The organism is Microvirga sp. TS319 (assembly GCF_041276405.1).
GTDB lineage: Bacteria > Pseudomonadota > Alphaproteobacteria > Rhizobiales > Beijerinckiaceae > Microvirga.
Window position 1 is genome coordinate 1,710,247 of record NZ_JBGGGT010000002.1, and the last position, 18,236, is coordinate 1,728,482.

Below are 18,236 nucleotides of genomic sequence, written 5' to 3' on the forward strand. Positions count from 1 at the left end.
CGGCGCGGTTCAGGTGTCGCGCGGCAGAGCGATATAGACCCGCTCGATGAAGTGGTAGAACTCGGTCATATAGGTTCTCAGGAACTCGGCGGTCGACTCGTTCGTGATGTTTCCGTCGTCGTCGATCAGCCCGGGCTTGAACTGGATATAGGCTTCCGGCGCATTCATCTGAGGCGAGTTGCAGAAGCCGAGTACGCTGCGCAGGTGCTGCTGCGCTATGGCCGTTCCGATCGATCCCGGGGATGTGCCGATCACGGCCGAGGGTTTGCGGGTAAAGGCGTTCTGGCCATAGGGGCGGCTCGCCCAATCAATGGCGTTCTTCAGACCTCCCGGGATCGAGCGGTTATATTCCGGCGTCACGAAGAGTACGGCATCGACGGCCGCAATGGATTCCTTGAAGGCGCGTGCGACCGGAGGGTAGTCGGAATCGTAGTCGTAACTGTAGAGCGGCAGGTCTCTGATGGCGATTTCGGTAAAGGTGAGCTGCTCGGGCGCGATGCGTGTCAGGGCGTGTGCGAGCTTCCGGTTGATCGATTCCTTCGCCAGGCTGCCGATCAGGTAGCCGACCTTGAACGTCGTCATGGAATCCTCCTCGAATGACCGGCGGCAGCCGGAGTTCCTGTAACCGAAAAGGCTAGTGCGCCCGGACATAAAATGAAGGTGGGAACAAGGGCGTCGGATCGTCCGTTTTCCGCTGTATGAAGCCCCGGCGCGAGATTTTGAACCGACCTGTCGTGCTCCTCGTGGAGGACGAGCTGCTCGTGCGCCTGACGCAGGTGGAGATTTTGCGGGAGGCCGAGTTCTGGGTCGTTGAGGCCCAGGATGCGGACGAGGCTTTCGATCTCTTGAAAAAGCGCCCGGATATCAACGTGGTGCTCACCGACGTGAACATGCCAGGCTCCATCGACGGGTTCGAATTCGCTCGTCTCGTCCGCCAGGGATGGCCGGATGTGGGCATTCTCGTCATCTCCGGCAAAGTTGCGCCCAAGCCCGGCGATCTGCCGGAGGGCACACATTTCCTGCAAAAACCGATGCGTTCCGATGCATTCGTCGAGGCCGTGAAGCAAACGATGCTGTGGCGGACCCAGGAGGCGTGACGGCGGAGCCTGGCCGGTCCGGGCTCGCCCTTCCTGCCGGCGCGAGAAGGAAGGTCCGTCCATGACCAGGCACCGCGTTGCTTTCGGAAGCCGTCAGGTCCCTCTCCCGCGCTCGAAAGGCCTCAGGATCGCCCTCGGCACCGCGCTGCTCCTCGGAGGTCTCGTCGGATTTCTGCCTGTGCTCGGGTTCTGGATGATCCCACTGGGACTTATCATTTTGTCGATCGATATCGCCGTGGCGCGCAGGCTGCGCCGCCGCTCCGTCGTATGGTGGGGGCGGCGGCGCGGTGTGCGGCGGGAGCGGTCTTAAGCACGTTGCGCGCAACGGAGCCGGGGGCGTGTCGAGCCTCGCGCCATGGCATGGGCTATGCGCTATTCGGGAAGGCGTCCTTCCGGCGTGTACTGATCGACGGCGTGCGGCAGATCCCGCGACAGACGTGCGAGAAGCTCCTCACGGGAGAGTCCGGTCTGCTGGGTCAGCGTGTTCAGGACGTCGGGCCCAATGACCTGTTCGAGGCTCTGTGGGGCGATTTCCTTGTTCGGGCCCGGTCCGACCCAGGAATCGGCTGCTTCGCCATGGCCGCTCTCGCGGAATCGGTCGACGAGCTCGCCGAGTCCGCCCTTCAGGAGGCCGCCTGCATCTGCGTCGGTCGCACCACCGAGGCTGCCGAGCAAGCCGCCGAGACCGCCGAGGCCACCGAGGCCGCCAGTCTGCTGATCCGGACCTTGGCCCGGCGCGCCGGGCTGCTGCCCTCCGCGCAGCATCTCGGCGATTTTGTCCCGGTTCTGGTAGCCGGCGATCGCGAGAAGCCCCAGAAGGGCTGTCATGGAAGGGAAACCGCGGCTGTTCATGTCATTCCTCCTCAATGGTCGAGTCGACAGGAACATGCGAGGAGCCAAAGGGTTCCGGTTCTGATACGAAAGGGCACCGCCTGCAGGGATCCTTCCGCCATTAGGCGTGCGATGCAGGACATCAAGCTCGCCTTTTGTCGCAGACATTCACGCGGTCGAAATGCGGCAAGCATATTTAAATGCGCGAAGGCTGCCCCAAATATTCCGGCATGCCAGACACGATCAAAACCCTTTCTGAGAATCCATCTTCGCCGATCTCGGGTGCGGCCCTGAGCGCGGCTGTCCGTCTCCATCTCGGTAAGCAGCTTCGCGCGCTCTACGGCGATCCCGCCGAGGACAAGCTGCCGCGCGATTTGGCCAAGCTCGCCGAGCGCGTTGCGCAGGTCATCCGCGCGCATACCGAGCCCGTCGATCAGGCATTCATCGACGGCGTCATGGAGGCGCTGCCGAACCTGCGCGCCTTCGCCCTTTCACTCACGGGCAAGCTCGATCAGGCCGAGGATCTGGTGCAGGATACGGTCCTGAAAGCGCTCACGAAGCAGGAAACCTTCGAGAGCGGCACGAACCTTCAGGCCTGGCTCTTCACCATTCTCCGCAACGGCTTCTACTCGACCCATCGGAAGACCAGCCGCGAGGTCGAGGACGGTGACGGCGCCCATGCCGCGAGCATGGTGGCCATTCCCGACCAGGAGGACAAACTCGCGCTCCAGGATCTCACGACCGCTTTGGGCAAGCTTCCGCAGGAACAGCGCGAGGCGATCATTCTGATCGGCGCAGAGGGCATGTCCTACGAGGATGCGGCGGAAGCCCTCGGCGTGAAGGTCGGTACCATCAAGAGCCGCGTGAACCGCGCCCGTAATCGCCTTGCCGAGCTGATGGGCGTGGCCGGTGACCGGCTGCAGCATCACAATCACGCCGCCGAGGCCTGATCATCGCACCATGATGAAAGGCCCCGCGCTGCCCTGAAGGGCAGCGCGGGGCCTTTTGTTTTGTGTGCCTAAAATATCAGCGAGCCGGTTTCCGAACTTTTCCTCGGGCTTCATGGTTGAGCTGACAGCTGGTGGGTGCTCGCGAACGCTTCTCTGCCAAGGAGGGGAGCATGGAACACAGGCCTCTGTCTGAAATCGGCCACGTGGCCGATCTGAAGCCCTCGCAAACGCCTGTTCTCTCCAAAAGGGAGCGGCTGGACCGCTGGGCCGAACTGCTCGAACGGGACCCCGACCGCGTCCTCAGGACGCTCGACGAGATCGAGTGGAAGCCGAGAGCGGTCCGCCGGGCCATGCGCGCCGACAATTCCGCCCTGGCGGTGGCCTTCGATGATCCGGTGCTGCGCACGGCGGGTCTCCTGAGCGACAGGTTCGGCGATGCCGTGAACTTCTTCCAGATCTCTGAGCATGATGCACATATCGTGCTCTGCTCATGCCATGGAGGCGAGTCCATGCGGGCTGAAGAAGCGGCCCGGCGGGTGCGCGGCATCCGGTCGCCGAGCCTCTGGTCGCTTTATTTCGGCTGGCTTCGATAATCGGTCGGGCCCCGGCGCGGCTTCAATCCTTGTATGGATCGAACTCGCCGGGGCCTGCCATGGCCACGGCGAACGGGCGCAGGGTGTGCTCGATGGCGATGGTCTCGCCGTGATAGGCGAGCACCTCTTCGAGCCTGCGATAGACCATCGGACTTTCATCCACGTCGCCGCCTCTGAGAAGCACGCCCTTGTCGCGCAGCCAGGCATCCATCTCCTCTCGGGTGAAGCGGGGAGGGCGGATCCACTGGCCTTGCCGGTTCTTCCTGCCCTTTGCATCCATGCGCCCGAAAAGGCGGCCGGCACCATGGACGGTGGAATAGAGGCTGTCTGCACTCTGCTCGTTCTCGACGCCGTGCAGGATGACGGCATTGTCGCCCATGGACCCTCCCACGAAACCGCGCTGTCCCGGAAAAGCAGGCGTCGCCCCTTTTCTCACGACCCAGTAGTCGCGCCCGCCGTGGTTCTCGCGCCAGACGAAGTTGTGGTGATTGTGGACCCTGTCGGTCACGCTGCCGCCGACGATCCGGCGGACGCGCTCCACCACCCATTCGCGGCCCGCATAGGCGTAGAGCCCGCCGAGGGTGACGCCGGCGAGATAGCTGCGTCCGATGTCGCTGTCCTGATGAACGAGAGCGGGATCCACCTCCATGCCGTCCTTCGCGCCCGCGAGGGCGAGATGCTTCGTCGTGATCTTGTGCCCTAGGCCCCGCGAGCCGAAATGCACGCCGATCCAGACGAAGCCCGCCTCGTCCTCGAACAGGTCCACGTAATGATTGCCGGAGCCGACGGTGCCGAGTTGCAGAGACGCCATCGTCTTGAGGTCGCGAACGCCCGCTTCGTCCCAGAGGGGGGACTCGAACAGCTCGTGATCGACCGCGACGGCGTTCTTCTGGCCCAGTCCGAAGCTGATCGTTTTGCCGATGTCGCGCAGGATCGTCCCGGCCCGTCCCGCGATGTCCCGATAGCGGGTGTCGAGGCGCACCGCCATGTTGCCGCAGGCGATGTCGAAGCCGACGCCGCTGATGGAGATGTGCTCCTCATAGGCCACGACGCCGCCGATCGGATGGGCATAGCCGAGGTGCCCGTCCGCGCAGAGCACGCCCTTGGCCGCGCTTCCTGCCGCCATGCAGCGGTGCAACTGCTTGATCGTTCTCTCGTCGTGTTCGCCGTAGATGCGGGTTTCCATGAAGCGCCTCAGGTGGTCTCGTGATCAAACCCCATGAAGGAGAGCCTGTTCCTCGGGGGAAGGGCGGCCGGCGCGCGGAGGTTCGAAGTTGCCAGCGCATCGTGCGGTAACGTGGATCCGGTTTTCGGCAAGAACGATGCGTTGATCTAAGAAGGGAGCATCGGATGCAATCCCAAAAGTGGACTCCGCTTTTCGCGTCCGAGCTCTGTGAAGCTTAAATATTGGCTTCGTTATAAGAATGCAAATTCGGTGTAAATTTCACATTGAAAGTTATTAAGCTGAATTGCTGCGTAAATTTGCATAAAGATAAGAATATAAAGCTATATAAAATTCAAATCTAACCCCTATGGATTATAATATTTGCGCGCTCCCTATGCTCTAAAAACTCCCCCATTTACGTGAGGACGGGCATGGCAGATACGATTACGGTTGCACGGACAGGCAATCAGGATATCGATGGTATTCTTTCGGGGTCGGGGTGGAGCAGCCCGAACCTCACATACAGTTTCCCGCAAAAGGCATTATATTACGGCACCCATTACGGATCGGGCGAGCCCCAGGGGAACTTCGGGCCCCTGAATGCAAGCCAGAGTCAGGCGGCGCGCGACGTCTTCGCGATGATCGCCTCGTTCACCAACCTGAGCTTTGCCGAGGTCGCAGAGACCTCCAAGAGCCACGCGACGGTGCGGCTCGCCAACTCGGACCTGCCGTCCACGGCCTGGTCCTACTTCCCGGATCAGGATGACGAGGGAGGGGATGTATGGTTCGGTCGAACCGACGGATGGTTCGGCGATCCCGTCCCGGGAGGATACGGCTATTACGGCTTCATCCACGAGATCATGCATTCCATCGGCTTGAAGCACGGGAACGAGGCCAGCGGCTTCGGAGCCATGACGCCTGCACAGGACTCCATGGAATTCTCGGCCATGACTTACAGGTCCTACGTGGGCGCGACCGGGCAATACGTGGAGAACGAGGAGTGGGGCTACGCTCAGACGCCGATGATGTACGACATCGCCGCCCTGCAATACATGTACGGCGCCAACTTCACCACGCGGGCCGGCAACACGGTCTATCGCTGGGATCCGTCGACCGGGCGGGAATTCGTCAACGGTGTCGGCCAGGAGGTTCCAGGCGGCAATCGTATCTTCATGACGCTCTGGGACGGAGGCGGACAGGACACTTACGACTTCTCGAACTATGCCACGAATCTTGACGTCGACCTGCGCCCGGGGCAGTGGACGCGCCTCTCAACGGAGCAGATCGCCGAGCTCGGCGTTGGGCACGAGGCACGCGGCAACATCGCCAATGCGTTGATGTATCAAGGCGATCTCCGTTCCCTGATCGAGAATGCCATCGGCGGTTCAGGCAACGACACGATCACGGGCAACAGCATCGCGAATATCCTGAAAGGTGGCGCGGGAGCCGACCGCCTCGACGGGCGCGAGGGCAACGATGTCCTCTACGGCGGATCGGGCAAGGATGTCTTCGTCTTCGACACGAAGCCGAGCGGCACTTCCAACCTCGACCGGATCGCCGACTTCTCCGTCACGGACGATACGGTCTCCCTTGAGAATGCCGTGTTCACGAAGCTGAAGGCCGGCAAGCTGCCATCGACCGCCTTCTGGATCGGGAGCAAGGCTCACGATTCCTCCGACCGCATCGTCTATGATTCCACGAAGGGCGACCTCTATTACGATCCGGACGGGACGGGAAAGACCGCCTCCATCGAGTTCGCCCAAGTCTCCAAGGGCCTGAAGATGACGGCAAACGACTTCCTCGTCGCCTAGACCATCGGACGTGAAAAGTGGATTTGCACTTTTGGGATTGAATCCGATGCTCCCTCCTAAGGGAGCGCATCGTTCTGGCGCAAAACCGGCTCCCGGTTTTGCGTTCGATGCTCGAGAGGCGGATCACCGTCGGTTCCCAGCGAGGCGATGATCCGCGTTCTATCCCGCCAGGCGATCCGAGAAATTCTTCGCCAGGTTTTCGAGGCGGGGAAACGGCATCCGGCCGATCACCATGTAATCGTGGCCCGCCTGGGTCCAGAAAACGATGTTGAACCCTTCTCTCTGCTCCGTGCGCGGCGGGGCGTCTTCGTCATCGCTTCTGACCATGCACAGAGCGACCGGCCCGGTCGCGGGATCGAGATAGGCGAGCTGGCCGAGGGGTTTTCCGTCATATTCGAACAGCTGGGCGCGTTTGAAGGACAGGCCGGGCACATCGGCTCGGCGCGCGGACAGATTGAGCGCGAGTTTGGCTCTCAAGCTGTCGATCTCGCGCTGTCTCATCGCATCGTCATCGGGGATGTTGGCGAGGGTGTCGGACGAGTAGAGCGTGAGGTACTCGGCGACCGCCTGGCGCCAGTCGTCATCATCCTGTGTGCGGGATGAGCCTGCGACGAGATCCCGCAAGGAGGCACCTGGGCCGAGGAGGCTGTTCGTTGCGAAACCCGCGAGAAAAAGCAGGATCGCTGCGGCTACGGCGGCAACCGCCCTCCAGCTCCGGGACCGGCCCTGCGGGGCGGCCGCGGGGACCACGGCGGGGAGCAAGGAACTCAGGCGCTCTTCGGGGGCCTGGGCGAGGAGGCTTTCGAATGCTTGCCTGAATGGGCGGTTTCCTCCCGAAAGCACGAGGAGGCGGCGCTGGAGCTCGGGATCGGCCGCGATTCTCTTGGCAAGGGCCGATTGCTCGTCGGAGGCGAGTTCGCCATCGAGATAGGCGACGAGCTGCTCATCCGTCACAAGATCCTGGGGCGCCGTCATGATGTCCGAGCCTCCGTGCCGAGTCTGCCGAGGGTCAGGCGCGCCGCCGCGAGGCGGCTCATGATCGTCCCGATGGGAACGGCGAGAACTTCCGCCGCCTCCCGATAGGCCATGCCTTCGCCGTAAACGAGAAAGACCGCCTCGCGCTGGCCGTCCGGAAGGGAGAGCACCTCGCGCAGGACCTGATGGGCGAGCACGCTGGCTTCGACCTGTTCCGAACCGTCGAAGGCGAGGGCTGCTTCCGCATCGACGGTGCCCGAGCCCTCGCGGATGCGCCGCGAGCGGACCTCGTTCAGCCAGATGGAATGCATGATGGAAAACAGCCAGCGTTGAAGATTCGTCCCGGCCGAAAACTGCTCCGCCCGCTCGAGGGCCCGCAGACAGGTCGACTGAACCAAGTCTTCGGCGGTGTCGCGGCGGCCGCTCAGAACCAGTCCATAGCGCCACAGCCGCGTCAAATATCGGGGCAAGTCCGCTCTGATCTCATCCTGCCCGGTCCTGAACATCACCTGCGCAAATGCTCTGTATCGCGGCTTCGATGGCGATATCAGAGATAGGGTTCCCCCGCAGTCGAAGGCAAGGTGCCGCGCCTGAAACAGCTCGCTCATCCCCTCTGTTCCCGCGCTTCGCCGGTAGGCATGTCCGAAAGCTCGGCGGAGCGGGCGAGGCCGTCGACGGACCAGTCTCCAGCGCCGAACGCGACGAGAGCAAGAAAGCCTCCGGCCATGGCGACGTCCTTGTAGAACTGGATGAGCTCGCCCGGGTCCGACAAACGCCCATGGAAGAGGAGGGCGGTCAGAACGCAGAAACCCGCGAGGGCGAAGGCTGCGACCCTGGTGAGAAAGCCGAAGGCGACGAGCAGCCCGCCTCCCAGCTCCGTCAGGATCACGAGCGGGAGCAGGATTCCGGGCACTCCGTGGTGATCCATGTACTGGAGGGTACCGGAATAGTTGAACAGCTTGCCCCAGCCCTCGACGACGAAGATGAGGGCCAGGAGAAGCCGCGCCAGGAGCGCGACAGGAGCTTGGAGCGCGAAGGGAGCTTGGAGCGTCATGAGCATCGCCTCCTCAATGAGGACAGAGCAGAGGGCGGGTGAGGCAGGGCAGGCCCGCCGCACACAGGCGCTTCACAGCTTCGGGGTGGCCCCGATGGCTTTGGCGAGATCCCGGTATTCCTCGCATCCGGTGCCGCAGAGCGTCTTGATAGTCTGCAGTTGCTCCTTGGCGAGATCGATCTTGCCCTGGGTCACATAGGCCTCGCCGAGATATTCCCTAACCTGCGCGTAGTGGGGATCGAGGGCCACCGATTGCAGATAGTAGCGGATGCCTTCGTCCGTCCGCCCGAGTTTGCGCGTCGCATAGCCCCGGTAGTTGAGGGCCCGTGGCGTATTGGGATTGTCCAGGAGATCGAGCATGTCGATCGCCTCGCCGTAGCGCTTCGCCTTGGCCAGGGCGTAGGCGTATTCGGTCAGGTTGCCGTCAGGCACGACCCCGCTTTGGGCCCGCACGCACCTGTTCGTCTTCTGAACCCAAACCTGTCCCCGGGGGCAGACGGGCATGGGAGGATTGCTCGTGTTGCGCTCGCTCCCTCCGCGGTTGGCGCTCCCGCCAGTTCCTCCGCTGGAGCCGCCGCTTCCGCTCCCGACGCCTCCGCCGCCTCCGCCGCCGAGGGCGACGGCCGGGCCGGTCGCGAGGGCTGCACCCAGACACAGGGCAGCTGCCGTTGCGGCAAGTCTTGCGAGGGACAGTGGCGTGCTCGGGCCGAACATGGCGTCCTCCTTGGTTGCTGCCCGGAGAACACACGGTTCGAGGGTTTTATTCGGGGGACCCTTCGATGGGGGGCAGCCCGCCCGGTGTCGCTCGATTTGACTTCACGCCGGGTTTGGAGGACACCAGCGCCTTTGCGGGGCTATTCCCACCCGTGTTTGTCCGCAAAGGCATGCCATCGATGGACGGTTCCGTCGCCCAGCAGAGTGTATCCATGCGTCGCCTCTCGCCCGCGCAGCTCGCCAGCTTCGTGGAGCGCAGCCATGCCCGGCTCTGCGCTGTCCTCGTCCTGCTGTCGCTGGCCTGTTTCCTGCCGGGCTTCACGACCCTCCAGCCGATGGACCGGGACGAGCCCCGCTATGCTCAGGCATCGAAGCAGATGCTGGAATCCCATGACTTCGTCGATGTCCGCTTCCAGGACGAGGCGCGGTACAAGAAGCCGGTGGGCATCTACTGGATGCAGAGCGCCAGCGTCGCCATCGGCGATGCGCTCGGCATCCCCGAGGCGCACACCACGATTGCGCTCTATCGCGTGCCGTCCCTGTTCGGGGCCATCGCGACCGTTCTCCTGACCTATTGGGCGGCTCTGGCCTTCTTCGGGAGGCGAGGGGCGTTCCTGACGGCTGCCCTGATGGCGACCTGCGTCATCCTCATGGTCGAGGCGCGGCTCGCCAAGACCGATGCCATGCTGACCGCCTGTTCGGTGGCGGTCATGGGCGGCCTCGCGCGGGCCTATCTGAGTCGGGGGGCCGGGGTCCTTCCGCGCCGCGCCCTGCTCATCTTCTGGACCGGATTTGCTCTCGGCATCCTCGTCAAGGGGCCTTTGGTCCTGATGTTCGCCGGCCTTACGGGCGCCGTCCTCTCCTACCGGGAGCGCTCGACACGCTGGCTGCTCACCTTACGGCCCTGGCTGGGTCTGGCCTTCACCCTGGCCGTGGTTCTGCCCTGGTTCGTCGCAATCGCGGTCAAGAGCGGCGGCGCCTTCTATTCGGAAGCCGTGGGCCACGACATGCTGGGCAAGGTCGGCACGGCCCAGAAATACCACTGGGCTCCTCCGGGCTTCTATCTGGTGGCATTCTTCGCCACCTTCTGGCCGGGAGCGATCCTGGCGGCCATCGCCGCGCCGTTCGCCTGGATTCATCGTCGTGAAGAGCCGGTCGCTTTCGCCCTGGCCTGGATCGTCCCCTCGTGGCTGGTCTTCGAGGCGGTTCCCACCAAGCTGCCGCATTATACGATGCCGCTTCTTCCGGCCGTGGCCATCCTCATCGTGATGGCGATCGCCCGCCATTTCGTGGGGCCGCACCGGCCTTTCGCCAAGCTCGCGACGGTGCTCATTCCCTTCATCCCCGTGGGCCTGACCATCGGCCTGTCGGCGGCGAACTGGTCCTTCGACGGCACGCTGCCGTATCGGGCGCTCCCGGCCATGGCGGCGGCCTCCGCCATCGCGATCTGCGCCTGGTGGCTCTTCATCAGGAACCGTATGGTGGACAGCCTCTGGGCCGGCTTCCTCTCGTCCGTGTGCCTCGCGATCGGCGTGTTCGGGTTCGCCCAGCTCGATCTGCGATCCCTGAAGGTCTCGGACAAGCTCGCGCAGACCATGCGGGACTTTCCGTCCGCCAAGGCCAGCGTCGGCACTCTCGGCTATCGCGAGCCGAGCCTTGTTTTCCTGGTCGGAACCGATCTCGATATGCTCGACAGTGCCCCCGAAGCCTCCGCCTTCCTGAAGAAGAGCGGCTGCGCGATGGTGTTCGTCGATCAGCGCTTCGAGGCCGATTTCCAGGCCGCGAACGAGCGGAACGGGCTGGTGCCTGCGCTCTCGACCCGCGTCTCAGGTTTTAATATCAACAGTGGGAAGCGCGTCGATATCGGCGTCTATTCCGTCGACGCCGGCTGTCCCTGACGTCCTATCCCAAGAGGGGGCTCACAAGCCCTTGATCGATGAGTGATTTAAACCCGGCTCCGCGCCTCAGCGTCGTGGTGCCCGTCAAGAACGAGGCCTTGAACATCCTCCCCCTCGTGGAGGAGATCGAGCGCGCCTGCTCGGCCCTTGCACCCTTCGAGGTGATCTATGTGGATGACGGCTCGACGGACGGTACCGTCGAGCAGATGCGCTCGGCCCGCGCCACCAGGCCCTGGCTGCGCCTGGTCCGCCATGAGGCGAGCTGCGGGCAGAGTGCTGCCGTCAGAACGGGCGTCCATGCGGCGCGCGCGCCCATCATCGCCACCCTCGACGGCGATGGACAGAACGATCCGGCCTTCATTCCGCAACTCGTCGCTGCTCTGGACGACCCGACCGTCGGCCTCGTCGCGGGGCAGCGGCTCGGGCGGAAAGGAGCCGCCAAGCGCTGGCAGTCGCGCATCGCGAACGGCGTGCGCGGGCGCGTCCTGAAGGACGGAACGCGTGATACCGGCTGCGGTCTCAAGGCCTTCCGCCGCGAGGTCTATCTGCATCTTCCCTATTTCGACGCCCTGCACCGCTTCATGCCGGCCCTGGTCAAGCGGGAGGGCTACCGGATCGCGCATGTGGACGTGGTCGACCGGCCCCGGCATGCGGGGCAGTCCAATTATGGCCTCTTCGACCGGCTCTGGGTCGGAATCCTCGATCTCGCGGGCGTGTGGTGGCTAATCCGCCGCCGCCGCCGCGTGCCCGTTTCCCAGGAAATCCACTGATGCTGATGCGCCTGTCCCACGATATCGGATTGTATTTCTACGATATCGTCATCACCCGGTTCGATCTCTGGGCCGCCTTCGGCGTGCTGGCGCAGTTCGTGTTCGGCGCCCGCTTCATCGTCCAATGGATCGCCAGCGAGAAGGCGGAAAAGAGCGTCATTCCCATGGCCTTCTGGTTCCTGTCCATCGGGGGCGGGCTGATGACGCTCGTCTACGGGTTCGCCCGGCGTGACATCGTCATCATCTCCGGGCAGGCCCTGTCGATCCTCATTTATGTCCGCAACCTCATGCTGATCGCCAAGGAGGCGCGCAGGAAGGCCAAGACGTCGGAGCTCGCGGCATAGAGCTGGTTCCGCTTGCGCGGAACCAGCTCTCAATCTTGCTCGGCCGGATTCATTGACGGCGAACCGGATCCACTTCGCCGAAAGCGGCTCTAATCCGTTTCCCGCAGGCGCGCGAAGCCCGCATCCAGATCGCGCTTCAGATCGTCGAGATCCTCGAGGCCGATATGGAAGCGCAGGGCATGACCGCCCGGCTCCCATTTCGTCGCGGTGCGATAGGTCGCGCAGTTGAACGGGATCACCAGGCTCTCGAACCCGCCCCAGGAATACCCCATCCCGAAGAGCGCCAGCCCGTCGAGCATGGCGGCGAGCGCCTTGTCGGAGCAGGGCTTGAGGATAACGGAGAACAGTCCGGACGAACCCTTGAAGTCCCGCTTCCAGATCTCGTGACCCTTGTAGGTTTCGAGTGCCGGATGAAGCACCCGGTCCACCTCGGGGCGCTGGGCGAGCCATCGGGCCATCTCCAGCGCCTGCTTCTCGTGCTCGCGCAGGCGCAGCGCCATGGTGCGAAGACCGCGAAGCCCGAGGAAGACGTCCTCCGGGCCCGGGCACATGGCAAAGGCGTCATAGGCCGCGCGCAGATCCTTGAAGCAGCGCTCGTTGGCGGAAACCAGGCCGAGCAGGAGGTCCGATCCGCCGCTGAGATATTTGGTGCCCGCCTCGACGGCGATGTCGACGCCCCGCTCATGGGGCGGAAAGAGCAGGGGAGTCGCCCAGGTGTTGTCCATGACCACCACGGCTCCGTGCCGGTGCGCGACTTCGGCGATCGCGGGAATGTCCTGCATCTCGAGGGACTGGGACCCAGGCGCTTCCGTAAAGACAGCCGCCGTGTTCGGACGCATGAGGGAAGCGATCCCGGCTCCGATCGAGGGGTCGTAATAGGTGGTTTCCACACCAAATTTCTCGAGCATCCCATGGCAGAACTGCCGCGTGGGAAGGTAGACCGAATCCGTGACCAGCAGATGGTCGCCGGCCTTGAGGCAGGACATGAGGGCGACCGTGACCGCCGCGAGGCCCGAGGGGGCCAGGACGGTGCCCGCCGCTCCCGTGAGCTCCGTCCAGGCGGTTTCGAGCGCTTCCGTGGTTGGTGTCCCCTTCGTTCCATAGGAATAGCGCCCCCGGCGATGCAGGAGATCGTCCGTCGTGGGGTAGAGGACGGTCGAGCCGCGATAGATCGGCGTGTTCACGAAGCCATGCTGCTCGAACGGCTCTCGACCTGCATGAACGAGGAGGGTGCGTTCCGCGAGATGGGCGGGTTTGGGGGGAAGTTTTGTCATCGGCTCAAGGACTTGCTGAAGGGGACCTGATCAGAAGCCGAGGGCGCTCCTACGTCAACCCTCCGACTAAAAACCATTCCATCAAGACTTGACCGGTGATCAATCATGGAATGTGATGGATCCGATGCCGCAATCGACCGATGCGGCGTGGAACGGTCTGACCGTGGCTCGGCTGGGGGAACAAGAACAGGCGAGCCGAATGGAACTAGTGGGAGAATAAACCAACATGAAAAAGGCTCTCGTATCGATTGCCTTCGGCCTTACGGCAAGCCTGATCGCGACCGGCGCTTCCGCGCAGGCGACCCTGAACAGCGTGAAGCAGAAGGGTTTCCTGACCTGCGGCTCGAACACCGGTCTCGCCGGCTTCGGCCTGCCGGACGCCCAGGGCAACTGGACCGGTCTCGACGTCGACCTCTGCCGCGCCATGGCCGCCGCGATCTTCGACGATCCGACCAAGGTTCGCTACATCCCGCTCGCCGCCAAGGACCGCTTCACCGCGCTCCAGTCGGGCGAAGTGGACGTGCTGTCCCGCAACTCGACGATGACCATGTCGCGCGACACGCAGCTCGGCCTCGACTTCCCGGCCATCAACTACTTCGACGGCCAGGGCTTCATGGTCCGCAAGAAGCTCGGCGTTTCCTCCGCGAAGGAACTCAACGGCGCCTCCATCTGCACGCAGCAGGGCACCACGACCGAACTCAACCTCGCCGACTACTTCCGGGCCAACAACATGAAGTACGAAGTCGTGGCCTTCGCGACCTCGGACGAGACCTTCAAGGCCTATGACGCCGGCCGCTGCGACGCGTTCACCACGGACGCCTCGGGCCTCTATGCCGAGCGTCTGCGCGCATCCGCTCCGGACGATCACATCGTTCTGCCCGAGATCATTTCCAAGGAGCCCCTCGGCCCGGCCGTCCGCCACGGCGACAACCAGTGGGGCGACCTCGTCCGCTGGACCCATAACGCCATGCTGGACGCCGAGGAACTCGGCGTGACCAAGGCCAATGTCGACCAGATGAAGGGCTCCGACAACCCGGAGATCAAGCGTCTGCTCGGCACCGAAGGCAAGTACGGCGAGGGCATCGGCCTGACCAACGACTGGGCCTACCGGATCATCAAGCACGTGGGCAACTACGGCGAGATCTTCGAGAAGAACGTGGGTGAAGGCTCCAAGCTGAAGATCAAGCGCGGCCAGAACGCCCTCTGGACGAAGGGCGGCCTGCAATACGGCATGCCGATCCGCTAACCGGATCTCTCAAGGTCGGAGTGCCCGGATTCCCCGGGCACTCCTCAATAACAATAAACTGCCGGTCGTTCATGGCAGCGACAATTGCATGAACACGGGGGAGGACGGCCTAACAAAGTCAGCCGTCAGAGGATTGAGTTCAGTGCAGACCGTTGTCAGCCAGACATCGCCACCCAAAAAATCGTTTCTTTACGATCCGAAGGTCCGTGGGGTTTTCTACCAGGTCCTCCTGGTCGCCGTCGTCGGCTACCTGTTCTATGTGGCCGCCACCAACGCTATCGAGAACCTGCAGCGGGCCAAGATCGCGTCCGGCTTCGGCTTCCTCGAAAATACGGCCGGATTCGACATCAGCCAGTCGCTGATCCCGTTCAGCGCGGCCGGCTCGACCTATGGCGACGCATTCCTCGTAGGCCTGCTCAACACGCTGATCGTTTCCGCCATCGGAATCTTCTTCACGACCATTCTCGGCTTCCTCATCGGAATTGCCCGCCTGTCCACGAACTGGATGGTCGCGAAGGTCGCCATGGTCTATGTCGAAGCGCTGCGCAACGTCCCACTCCTGGTGCAGCTGCTGTTCTGGTACATCGCGGTTCTCGGGCCGCTGCCACAGCCGCGTAATTCGCTGGAAATGGGCGCCGGCTTCTTCCTCAACTCGCGCGGTTTCTTCATGCCCCGGCCCGTCTATGCGGCGGACGCATGGGCCATTCCGGCCGTGCTGGCGATCGGCCTCGTGGGCGCCTTCGTCTATCGCCGCTGGGCGAAGACCCAGCAGGAAAAGACGGGGCGGCAGTCTCCCGTCGGTCTCGTGACGCTCGGCCTCGTTGTCGGCCTGCCCGTCGTGACCTGGATCGTTCTGACCCTCGCAGGCGCCAACCCGATCGGCTTCGATCTGCCGAAGAAGGGCACCTTCAACCTGACCGGCGGCATGCAGATCCTGCCGGAATTCGTCGCCCTGCTGCTCGGCCTCACCACCTATACGGCGGCCTTCATCGCCGAGGTCGTGCGCGCGGGAATTCTCGCCGTGTCGAAGGGGCAGACCGAGGCGGCAAGCTCGCTCGGCCTCAAGTCGGGCCAGACTCTTCGTCTCGTGGTCATTCCACAGGCGATGCGCGTCATTATCCCGCCGCTGACGAGCCAGTACCTCAACCTGACGAAGAACTCGTCGCTGGCCGTCGCAATCGGATATCCCGATCTCGTGCAGGTGTTCATGGGCACCGTTCTCAATCAGACGGGTCAGGCCATCGAAGTCGTCGTTATCACCATGGGCGTGTATCTCACGATCAGTCTCGTGACCTCGGCCGTGATGAACATCTACAACCGCCGTGTGGCAATCGTCGAACGATAGGAATTCCGATGAGCACCACCGTCGATATGCCTCGTTTCGTCCGCGCCAAGCAGGAGGAGGCTCTGCCTCCGCCGAATCTGACGCGCGGCCCCATCGCCTGGGCCCGGGAGAACCTCTTCTCGGGCCCCTTCAACACCGTGCTGACCCTGGTGGTCCTTTATCTGCTCTATGTCAGCATCCCGCCCCTCGTGCGCTTCCTGTTCGTGGATGCCGTGTGGAGCGGGACCGACCGCGCTGCCTGCCGGGCCGACATGGGTGGAAACGAAGCCGGCGCCTGCTGGGCCTTCATCCGCGAGAAGCTCGGCTACTTCACCTATGGCTCTTATCCGATTTCGCAGCGCTGGAGGGTCGATATCTTCTTCGCCCTCCTGGGATTGGGCGTGGGCTGGCTTTTGTGGCTGAGAGCGCCGCGCCGGGACCTGGGAGCCATTTATTTCTTCTGGCTGTTCCCGATCTTCTCCTACATCCTGCTGACGGGCGGCAACGCCAACTTCAGCAGCCGCTTCTGGATCGGGTTCCTGATTTTCGGCGCCCTGCTGATCGCGCTCTTCGCGTTCGTCGCCGCGATTCTCAAGACGTCCTTGCGTCCGGCCCTGATCATCGGAGGCGGCATCGTCGCCGTCGTCGGCATCACCCTTGGTCTGATGTCGATCGATTTCGGCCTGTCTCCCGTGCCGACCGCCCTCTGGGGCGGCATCCTCGTGACGCTCTTGGTGGCCACGGTGGGCATCGTCTGCTCGCTGCCTTTCGGCATTCTCCTGGCTCTCGGGCGCCGCTCGAAGCTGCCGATCGTGCGGATGGCTTCGGTCGTTTTCATCGAGTTCGTCCGCGGCGTGCCGTTGATCACGGTGCTCATCATGGCCAACACGATGCTGCCGCTCTTCCTGCCAGGTGACATCACGGTCGACCGTCTGCTGCGTCCCCTCATCGGTACGGCGCTCTTCTCCTCCGCCTACATGGCCGAGGTCGTGCGCGGCGGCCTCCAGGCCATGCCGAAGGGGCAATATGAAGGTGCGATGTCGCTCGGCCTGAACTACCCGCAGATGATGGTCCTCATCATCCTGCCGCAGGCCCTGCGCATCGTGATCCCGGGGATCGTGAACACCTTCATCGGATTGTTCAAGGACACCTCCCTGGTGTCGATCGTGGGCATCTTCGACGTGGTCAAGACGATCGAGGCCTCGCGCATCGATCCAAACTGGGCAGCGCCCAATATCGGCCTGACGGGCTATGCCTTCGCGGCTCTGTTCTATTTCATCTTCTGCTTCGGCATGTCGCGCTACTCGCTTGGAGTCGAGCGGCGCCTCGCGGCAGGTCAGAAACGGTAATCATTCATGGCAACGACAGTGACATCCCAAACAGCTCAGACCGCCGCTCTCGACCCGCAGGCCGAATCCGCCGTGCAGATGATCGACGTGCACAAGTGGTATGGTGAATTCCACGTGCTGCGCGACATCAACCTCGACGTGCGCCGGCGCGAGCGCATCGTGATCTGCGGTCCGTCGGGGTCCGGCAAGTCCACGATGATCCGCTGCATCAATCGCCTGGAGGAGCACCAGAAGGGCCGCATCATCGTCGACGGAACCGAGTTGACGAACGACCTCAAGCGCATCGACGAGGTGCGGCGCGACGTCGGCATGGTGTTCCAGCACTTCAACCTCTTCCCGCATCTCACGATCCTCGAGAACTGCACGCTCGCGCCGATCTGGGTGAAGAAGATGCCCAAGAAGGAGGCGGAAGAGGTCGCGATGCACTACCTGAAGCGGGTGAAGATCCCGGAACAGGCGAACAAGTATCCCGGACAGCTGTCGGGCGGTCAGCAGCAGCGCGTGGCGATTGCGCGCTCGCTCTGCATGAGCCCGAAGATCATGCTGTTCGACGAGCCGACCTCCGCTCTGGATCCCGAAATGGTGAAGGAGGTGCTCGACACCATGGTGGGGCTCGCCGAGGAGGGCATGACCATGCTCTGCGTCACCCACGAGATGGGCTTTGCCCGGCAGGTGGCCGACCGGGTGATCTTCATGGATTACGGACAGATCGTGGAAATGAACACGCCCGACGAGTTCTTCAAGAATCCGCAGCACGAGCGCACCAAGCTCTTCCTGTCCCAGATCCTGCACTGAGCCATTCTGCTAGAGCAGCGGACGCGGGAAGTGGAATCCACTTTTG

20 protein-coding genes are annotated in these 18,236 nt (G+C 63.3%); 12 read left to right on the top strand and 8 right to left on the bottom strand.

The window, feature by feature from the left end:
- Positions 1-9 precede the first annotated feature (9 nt).
- Positions 10-582 carry an NADPH-dependent FMN reductase gene (locus AB8841_RS17440; RefSeq protein ID WP_370437088.1) on the bottom strand — a complete coding sequence of 191 codons (573 nt, stop codon included), beginning with the start codon at positions 580-582 and terminating at the stop codon, positions 10-12.
- 137 nt (positions 583-719) lie between these two features.
- On the opposite strand from AB8841_RS17440, the gene AB8841_RS17445 reads away from it, so the two are divergent.
- Together AB8841_RS17445 and AB8841_RS17450 are read left to right on the top strand one after the other, a co-directional pair.
- On the top strand, positions 720-1,097 hold the full coding sequence (locus tag AB8841_RS17445) for a response regulator (protein WP_370437089.1): 378 nt from the start codon (positions 720-722) through the stop codon (positions 1,095-1,097).
- A gap of 61 nt (positions 1,098-1,158) precedes the next feature.
- Positions 1,159-1,407 (top strand): hypothetical protein, encoded by a 249-nt coding sequence (locus AB8841_RS17450; RefSeq protein ID WP_370437090.1) that lies wholly within the window; start codon positions 1,159-1,161, stop codon positions 1,405-1,407.
- Positions 1,408-1,469: 62 nt separating this feature from the next.
- Here the strand turns inward: AB8841_RS17450 and AB8841_RS17455 are convergent, their stop codons facing one another.
- The gene (locus tag AB8841_RS17455; RefSeq protein ID WP_370437091.1) at positions 1,470-1,949 is read right to left on the bottom strand and encodes a YidB family protein; all 480 of its coding nucleotides are present in this window, start codon (positions 1,947-1,949) and stop codon (positions 1,470-1,472) included.
- 179 nt (positions 1,950-2,128) lie between these two features.
- Between AB8841_RS17455 and AB8841_RS17460 the strand changes: the two genes are divergently transcribed.
- Both AB8841_RS17460 and AB8841_RS17465 read left to right on the top strand, forming a co-directional pair.
- Complete coding sequence (locus AB8841_RS17460; RefSeq protein WP_370437092.1) at positions 2,129-2,878, top strand: sigma-70 family RNA polymerase sigma factor; 750 nt, start codon at positions 2,129-2,131, stop codon at positions 2,876-2,878.
- Positions 2,879-3,048: 170 nt separating this feature from the next.
- Entirely contained in the window at positions 3,049-3,471 is a 423-nt protein-coding gene (locus AB8841_RS17465; protein ID WP_370437093.1) for a hypothetical protein, read from the top strand.
- A gap of 22 nt (positions 3,472-3,493) precedes the next feature.
- On the opposite strand, the gene AB8841_RS17470 is transcribed toward AB8841_RS17465, so the two are convergent.
- On the bottom strand, positions 3,494-4,657 hold the full coding sequence (locus tag AB8841_RS17470; RefSeq protein ID WP_370437094.1) for an RtcB family protein: 1,164 nt from the start codon (positions 4,655-4,657) through the stop codon (positions 3,494-3,496).
- A 410-nt stretch (positions 4,658-5,067) separates the two neighbouring features.
- Here AB8841_RS17470 and AB8841_RS17475 point away from each other — a divergent pair, with 410 nt between their 5' ends.
- Positions 5,068-6,447 carry a M10 family metallopeptidase gene (locus AB8841_RS17475; protein ID WP_370437095.1) on the top strand — a complete coding sequence of 460 codons (1,380 nt, stop codon included), beginning with the start codon at positions 5,068-5,070 and terminating at the stop codon, positions 6,445-6,447.
- A 159-nt stretch (positions 6,448-6,606) separates the two neighbouring features.
- Here AB8841_RS17475 and AB8841_RS17480 read toward each other — a convergent pair whose 3' ends face one another.
- The 4 genes from AB8841_RS17480 to AB8841_RS17495 form a co-directional block, all read right to left on the bottom strand.
- Positions 6,607-7,422, bottom strand: coding sequence for an anti-sigma factor (locus tag AB8841_RS17480; protein WP_370437096.1), 816 nt, complete (start codon positions 7,420-7,422; stop codon positions 6,607-6,609).
- Positions 7,419-8,030 (bottom strand): sigma-70 family RNA polymerase sigma factor, encoded by a 612-nt coding sequence (locus tag AB8841_RS17485; protein ID WP_370437097.1) that lies wholly within the window; start codon positions 8,028-8,030, stop codon positions 7,419-7,421. The genes AB8841_RS17480 and AB8841_RS17485 overlap by 4 nt, the downstream gene beginning before the upstream one ends.
- Complete coding sequence (locus AB8841_RS17490; protein WP_370437098.1) at positions 8,027-8,476, bottom strand: DoxX family protein; 450 nt, start codon at positions 8,474-8,476, stop codon at positions 8,027-8,029. The genes AB8841_RS17485 and AB8841_RS17490 overlap by 4 nt, the downstream gene beginning before the upstream one ends.
- A 72-nt stretch (positions 8,477-8,548) precedes the next feature.
- Positions 8,549-9,190 (bottom strand): tetratricopeptide repeat protein, encoded by a 642-nt coding sequence (locus AB8841_RS17495; RefSeq protein WP_370437099.1) that lies wholly within the window; start codon positions 9,188-9,190, stop codon positions 8,549-8,551.
- Between the two features lie 179 nt (positions 9,191-9,369).
- Here AB8841_RS17495 and AB8841_RS17500 point away from each other — a divergent pair, with 179 nt between their 5' ends.
- The 3 genes from AB8841_RS17500 to AB8841_RS17510 are packed head-to-tail and all read left to right on the top strand — an operon-like array spanning position 9,370 to position 12,202.
- Positions 9,370-11,088, top strand: a complete 1,719-nt coding sequence (locus AB8841_RS17500) for an ArnT family glycosyltransferase (protein ID WP_370437100.1) — start codon at positions 9,370-9,372, stop codon at positions 11,086-11,088.
- 38 nt (positions 11,089-11,126) lie between these two features.
- Positions 11,127-11,858 carry a glycosyltransferase family 2 protein gene (locus tag AB8841_RS17505; RefSeq protein ID WP_370437101.1) on the top strand — a complete coding sequence of 244 codons (732 nt, stop codon included), beginning with the start codon at positions 11,127-11,129 and terminating at the stop codon, positions 11,856-11,858.
- Positions 11,858-12,202 carry a lipid-A-disaccharide synthase N-terminal domain-containing protein gene (locus tag AB8841_RS17510; RefSeq protein WP_370437102.1) on the top strand — a complete coding sequence of 115 codons (345 nt, stop codon included), beginning with the start codon at positions 11,858-11,860 and terminating at the stop codon, positions 12,200-12,202. Before AB8841_RS17505 ends, AB8841_RS17510 begins: the two co-directional genes overlap by 1 nt.
- A gap of 89 nt (positions 12,203-12,291) precedes the next feature.
- Here the strand turns inward: AB8841_RS17510 and metC are convergent, their stop codons facing one another.
- On the bottom strand, positions 12,292-13,476 hold the full coding sequence (metC, locus tag AB8841_RS17515) for a cystathionine beta-lyase (protein WP_370437103.1): 1,185 nt from the start codon (positions 13,474-13,476) through the stop codon (positions 12,292-12,294).
- 226 nt (positions 13,477-13,702) lie between these two features.
- Here metC and AB8841_RS17520 point away from each other — a divergent pair, with 226 nt between their 5' ends.
- The 4 genes from AB8841_RS17520 to AB8841_RS17535 all read left to right on the top strand — a co-directional run bounded on the left by AB8841_RS17520 (position 13,703) and on the right by AB8841_RS17535 (position 18,190).
- Positions 13,703-14,722, top strand: a complete 1,020-nt coding sequence (locus tag AB8841_RS17520) for an amino acid ABC transporter substrate-binding protein (protein ID WP_370437104.1) — start codon at positions 13,703-13,705, stop codon at positions 14,720-14,722.
- Between the two features lie 142 nt (positions 14,723-14,864).
- On the top strand, positions 14,865-16,067 hold the full coding sequence (locus tag AB8841_RS17525) for an amino acid ABC transporter permease (RefSeq protein WP_370437105.1): 1,203 nt from the start codon (positions 14,865-14,867) through the stop codon (positions 16,065-16,067).
- An 8-nt stretch (positions 16,068-16,075) separates the two neighbouring features.
- On the top strand, positions 16,076-17,395 hold the full coding sequence (locus AB8841_RS17530; protein ID WP_370437106.1) for an amino acid ABC transporter permease: 1,320 nt from the start codon (positions 16,076-16,078) through the stop codon (positions 17,393-17,395).
- Between the two features lie 78 nt (positions 17,396-17,473).
- Positions 17,474-18,190, top strand: coding sequence for an amino acid ABC transporter ATP-binding protein (locus AB8841_RS17535; RefSeq protein WP_370439296.1), 717 nt, complete (start codon positions 17,474-17,476; stop codon positions 18,188-18,190).
- Positions 18,191-18,236 lie beyond the last annotated feature (46 nt).

Bases quoted from the DNA above. Each gene is read 5' to 3' on its own strand.
- AB8841_RS17440 (WP_370437088.1), bottom strand. From the start codon at position 582: ATGACGACGTTCAAGGTCGGCTACCTGATCGGCAGCCTGGCGAAGGAA.
- AB8841_RS17500 (WP_370437100.1), top strand. From the start codon at position 9,370: ATGGACGGTTCCGTCGCCCAGCAGAGTGTATCCATGCGTCGCCTCTCG.
- AB8841_RS17465 (WP_370437093.1), top strand. From the start codon at position 3,049: ATGGAACACAGGCCTCTGTCTGAAATCGGCCACGTGGCCGATCTGAAG.
- AB8841_RS17505 (WP_370437101.1), top strand. From the start codon at position 11,127: ATGAGTGATTTAAACCCGGCTCCGCGCCTCAGCGTCGTGGTGCCCGTC.
- AB8841_RS17480 (WP_370437096.1), bottom strand. From the start codon at position 7,422: ATGACGGCGCCCCAGGATCTTGTGACGGATGAGCAGCTCGTCGCCTAT.
- AB8841_RS17535 (WP_370439296.1), top strand. From the start codon at position 17,474: ATGATCGACGTGCACAAGTGGTATGGTGAATTCCACGTGCTGCGCGAC.
- metC (WP_370437103.1), bottom strand. From the start codon at position 13,476: ATGACAAAACTTCCCCCCAAACCCGCCCATCTCGCGGAACGCACCCTC.
- AB8841_RS17455 (WP_370437091.1), bottom strand. From the start codon at position 1,949: ATGAACAGCCGCGGTTTCCCTTCCATGACAGCCCTTCTGGGGCTTCTC.
- AB8841_RS17510 (WP_370437102.1), top strand. From the start codon at position 11,858: ATGCTGATGCGCCTGTCCCACGATATCGGATTGTATTTCTACGATATC.
- AB8841_RS17475 (WP_370437095.1), top strand. From the start codon at position 5,068: ATGGCAGATACGATTACGGTTGCACGGACAGGCAATCAGGATATCGAT.
- AB8841_RS17485 (WP_370437097.1), bottom strand. From the start codon at position 8,030: ATGAGCGAGCTGTTTCAGGCGCGGCACCTTGCCTTCGACTGCGGGGGA.
- AB8841_RS17530 (WP_370437106.1), top strand. From the start codon at position 16,076: ATGAGCACCACCGTCGATATGCCTCGTTTCGTCCGCGCCAAGCAGGAG.
- AB8841_RS17450 (WP_370437090.1), top strand. From the start codon at position 1,159: ATGACCAGGCACCGCGTTGCTTTCGGAAGCCGTCAGGTCCCTCTCCCG.
- AB8841_RS17520 (WP_370437104.1), top strand. From the start codon at position 13,703: ATGAAAAAGGCTCTCGTATCGATTGCCTTCGGCCTTACGGCAAGCCTG.
- AB8841_RS17460 (WP_370437092.1), top strand. From the start codon at position 2,129: ATGCGCGAAGGCTGCCCCAAATATTCCGGCATGCCAGACACGATCAAA.
- AB8841_RS17490 (WP_370437098.1), bottom strand. From the start codon at position 8,476: ATGACGCTCCAAGCTCCCTTCGCGCTCCAAGCTCCTGTCGCGCTCCTG.
- AB8841_RS17470 (WP_370437094.1), bottom strand. From the start codon at position 4,657: ATGGAAACCCGCATCTACGGCGAACACGACGAGAGAACGATCAAGCAG.
- AB8841_RS17495 (WP_370437099.1), bottom strand. From the start codon at position 9,190: ATGTTCGGCCCGAGCACGCCACTGTCCCTCGCAAGACTTGCCGCAACG.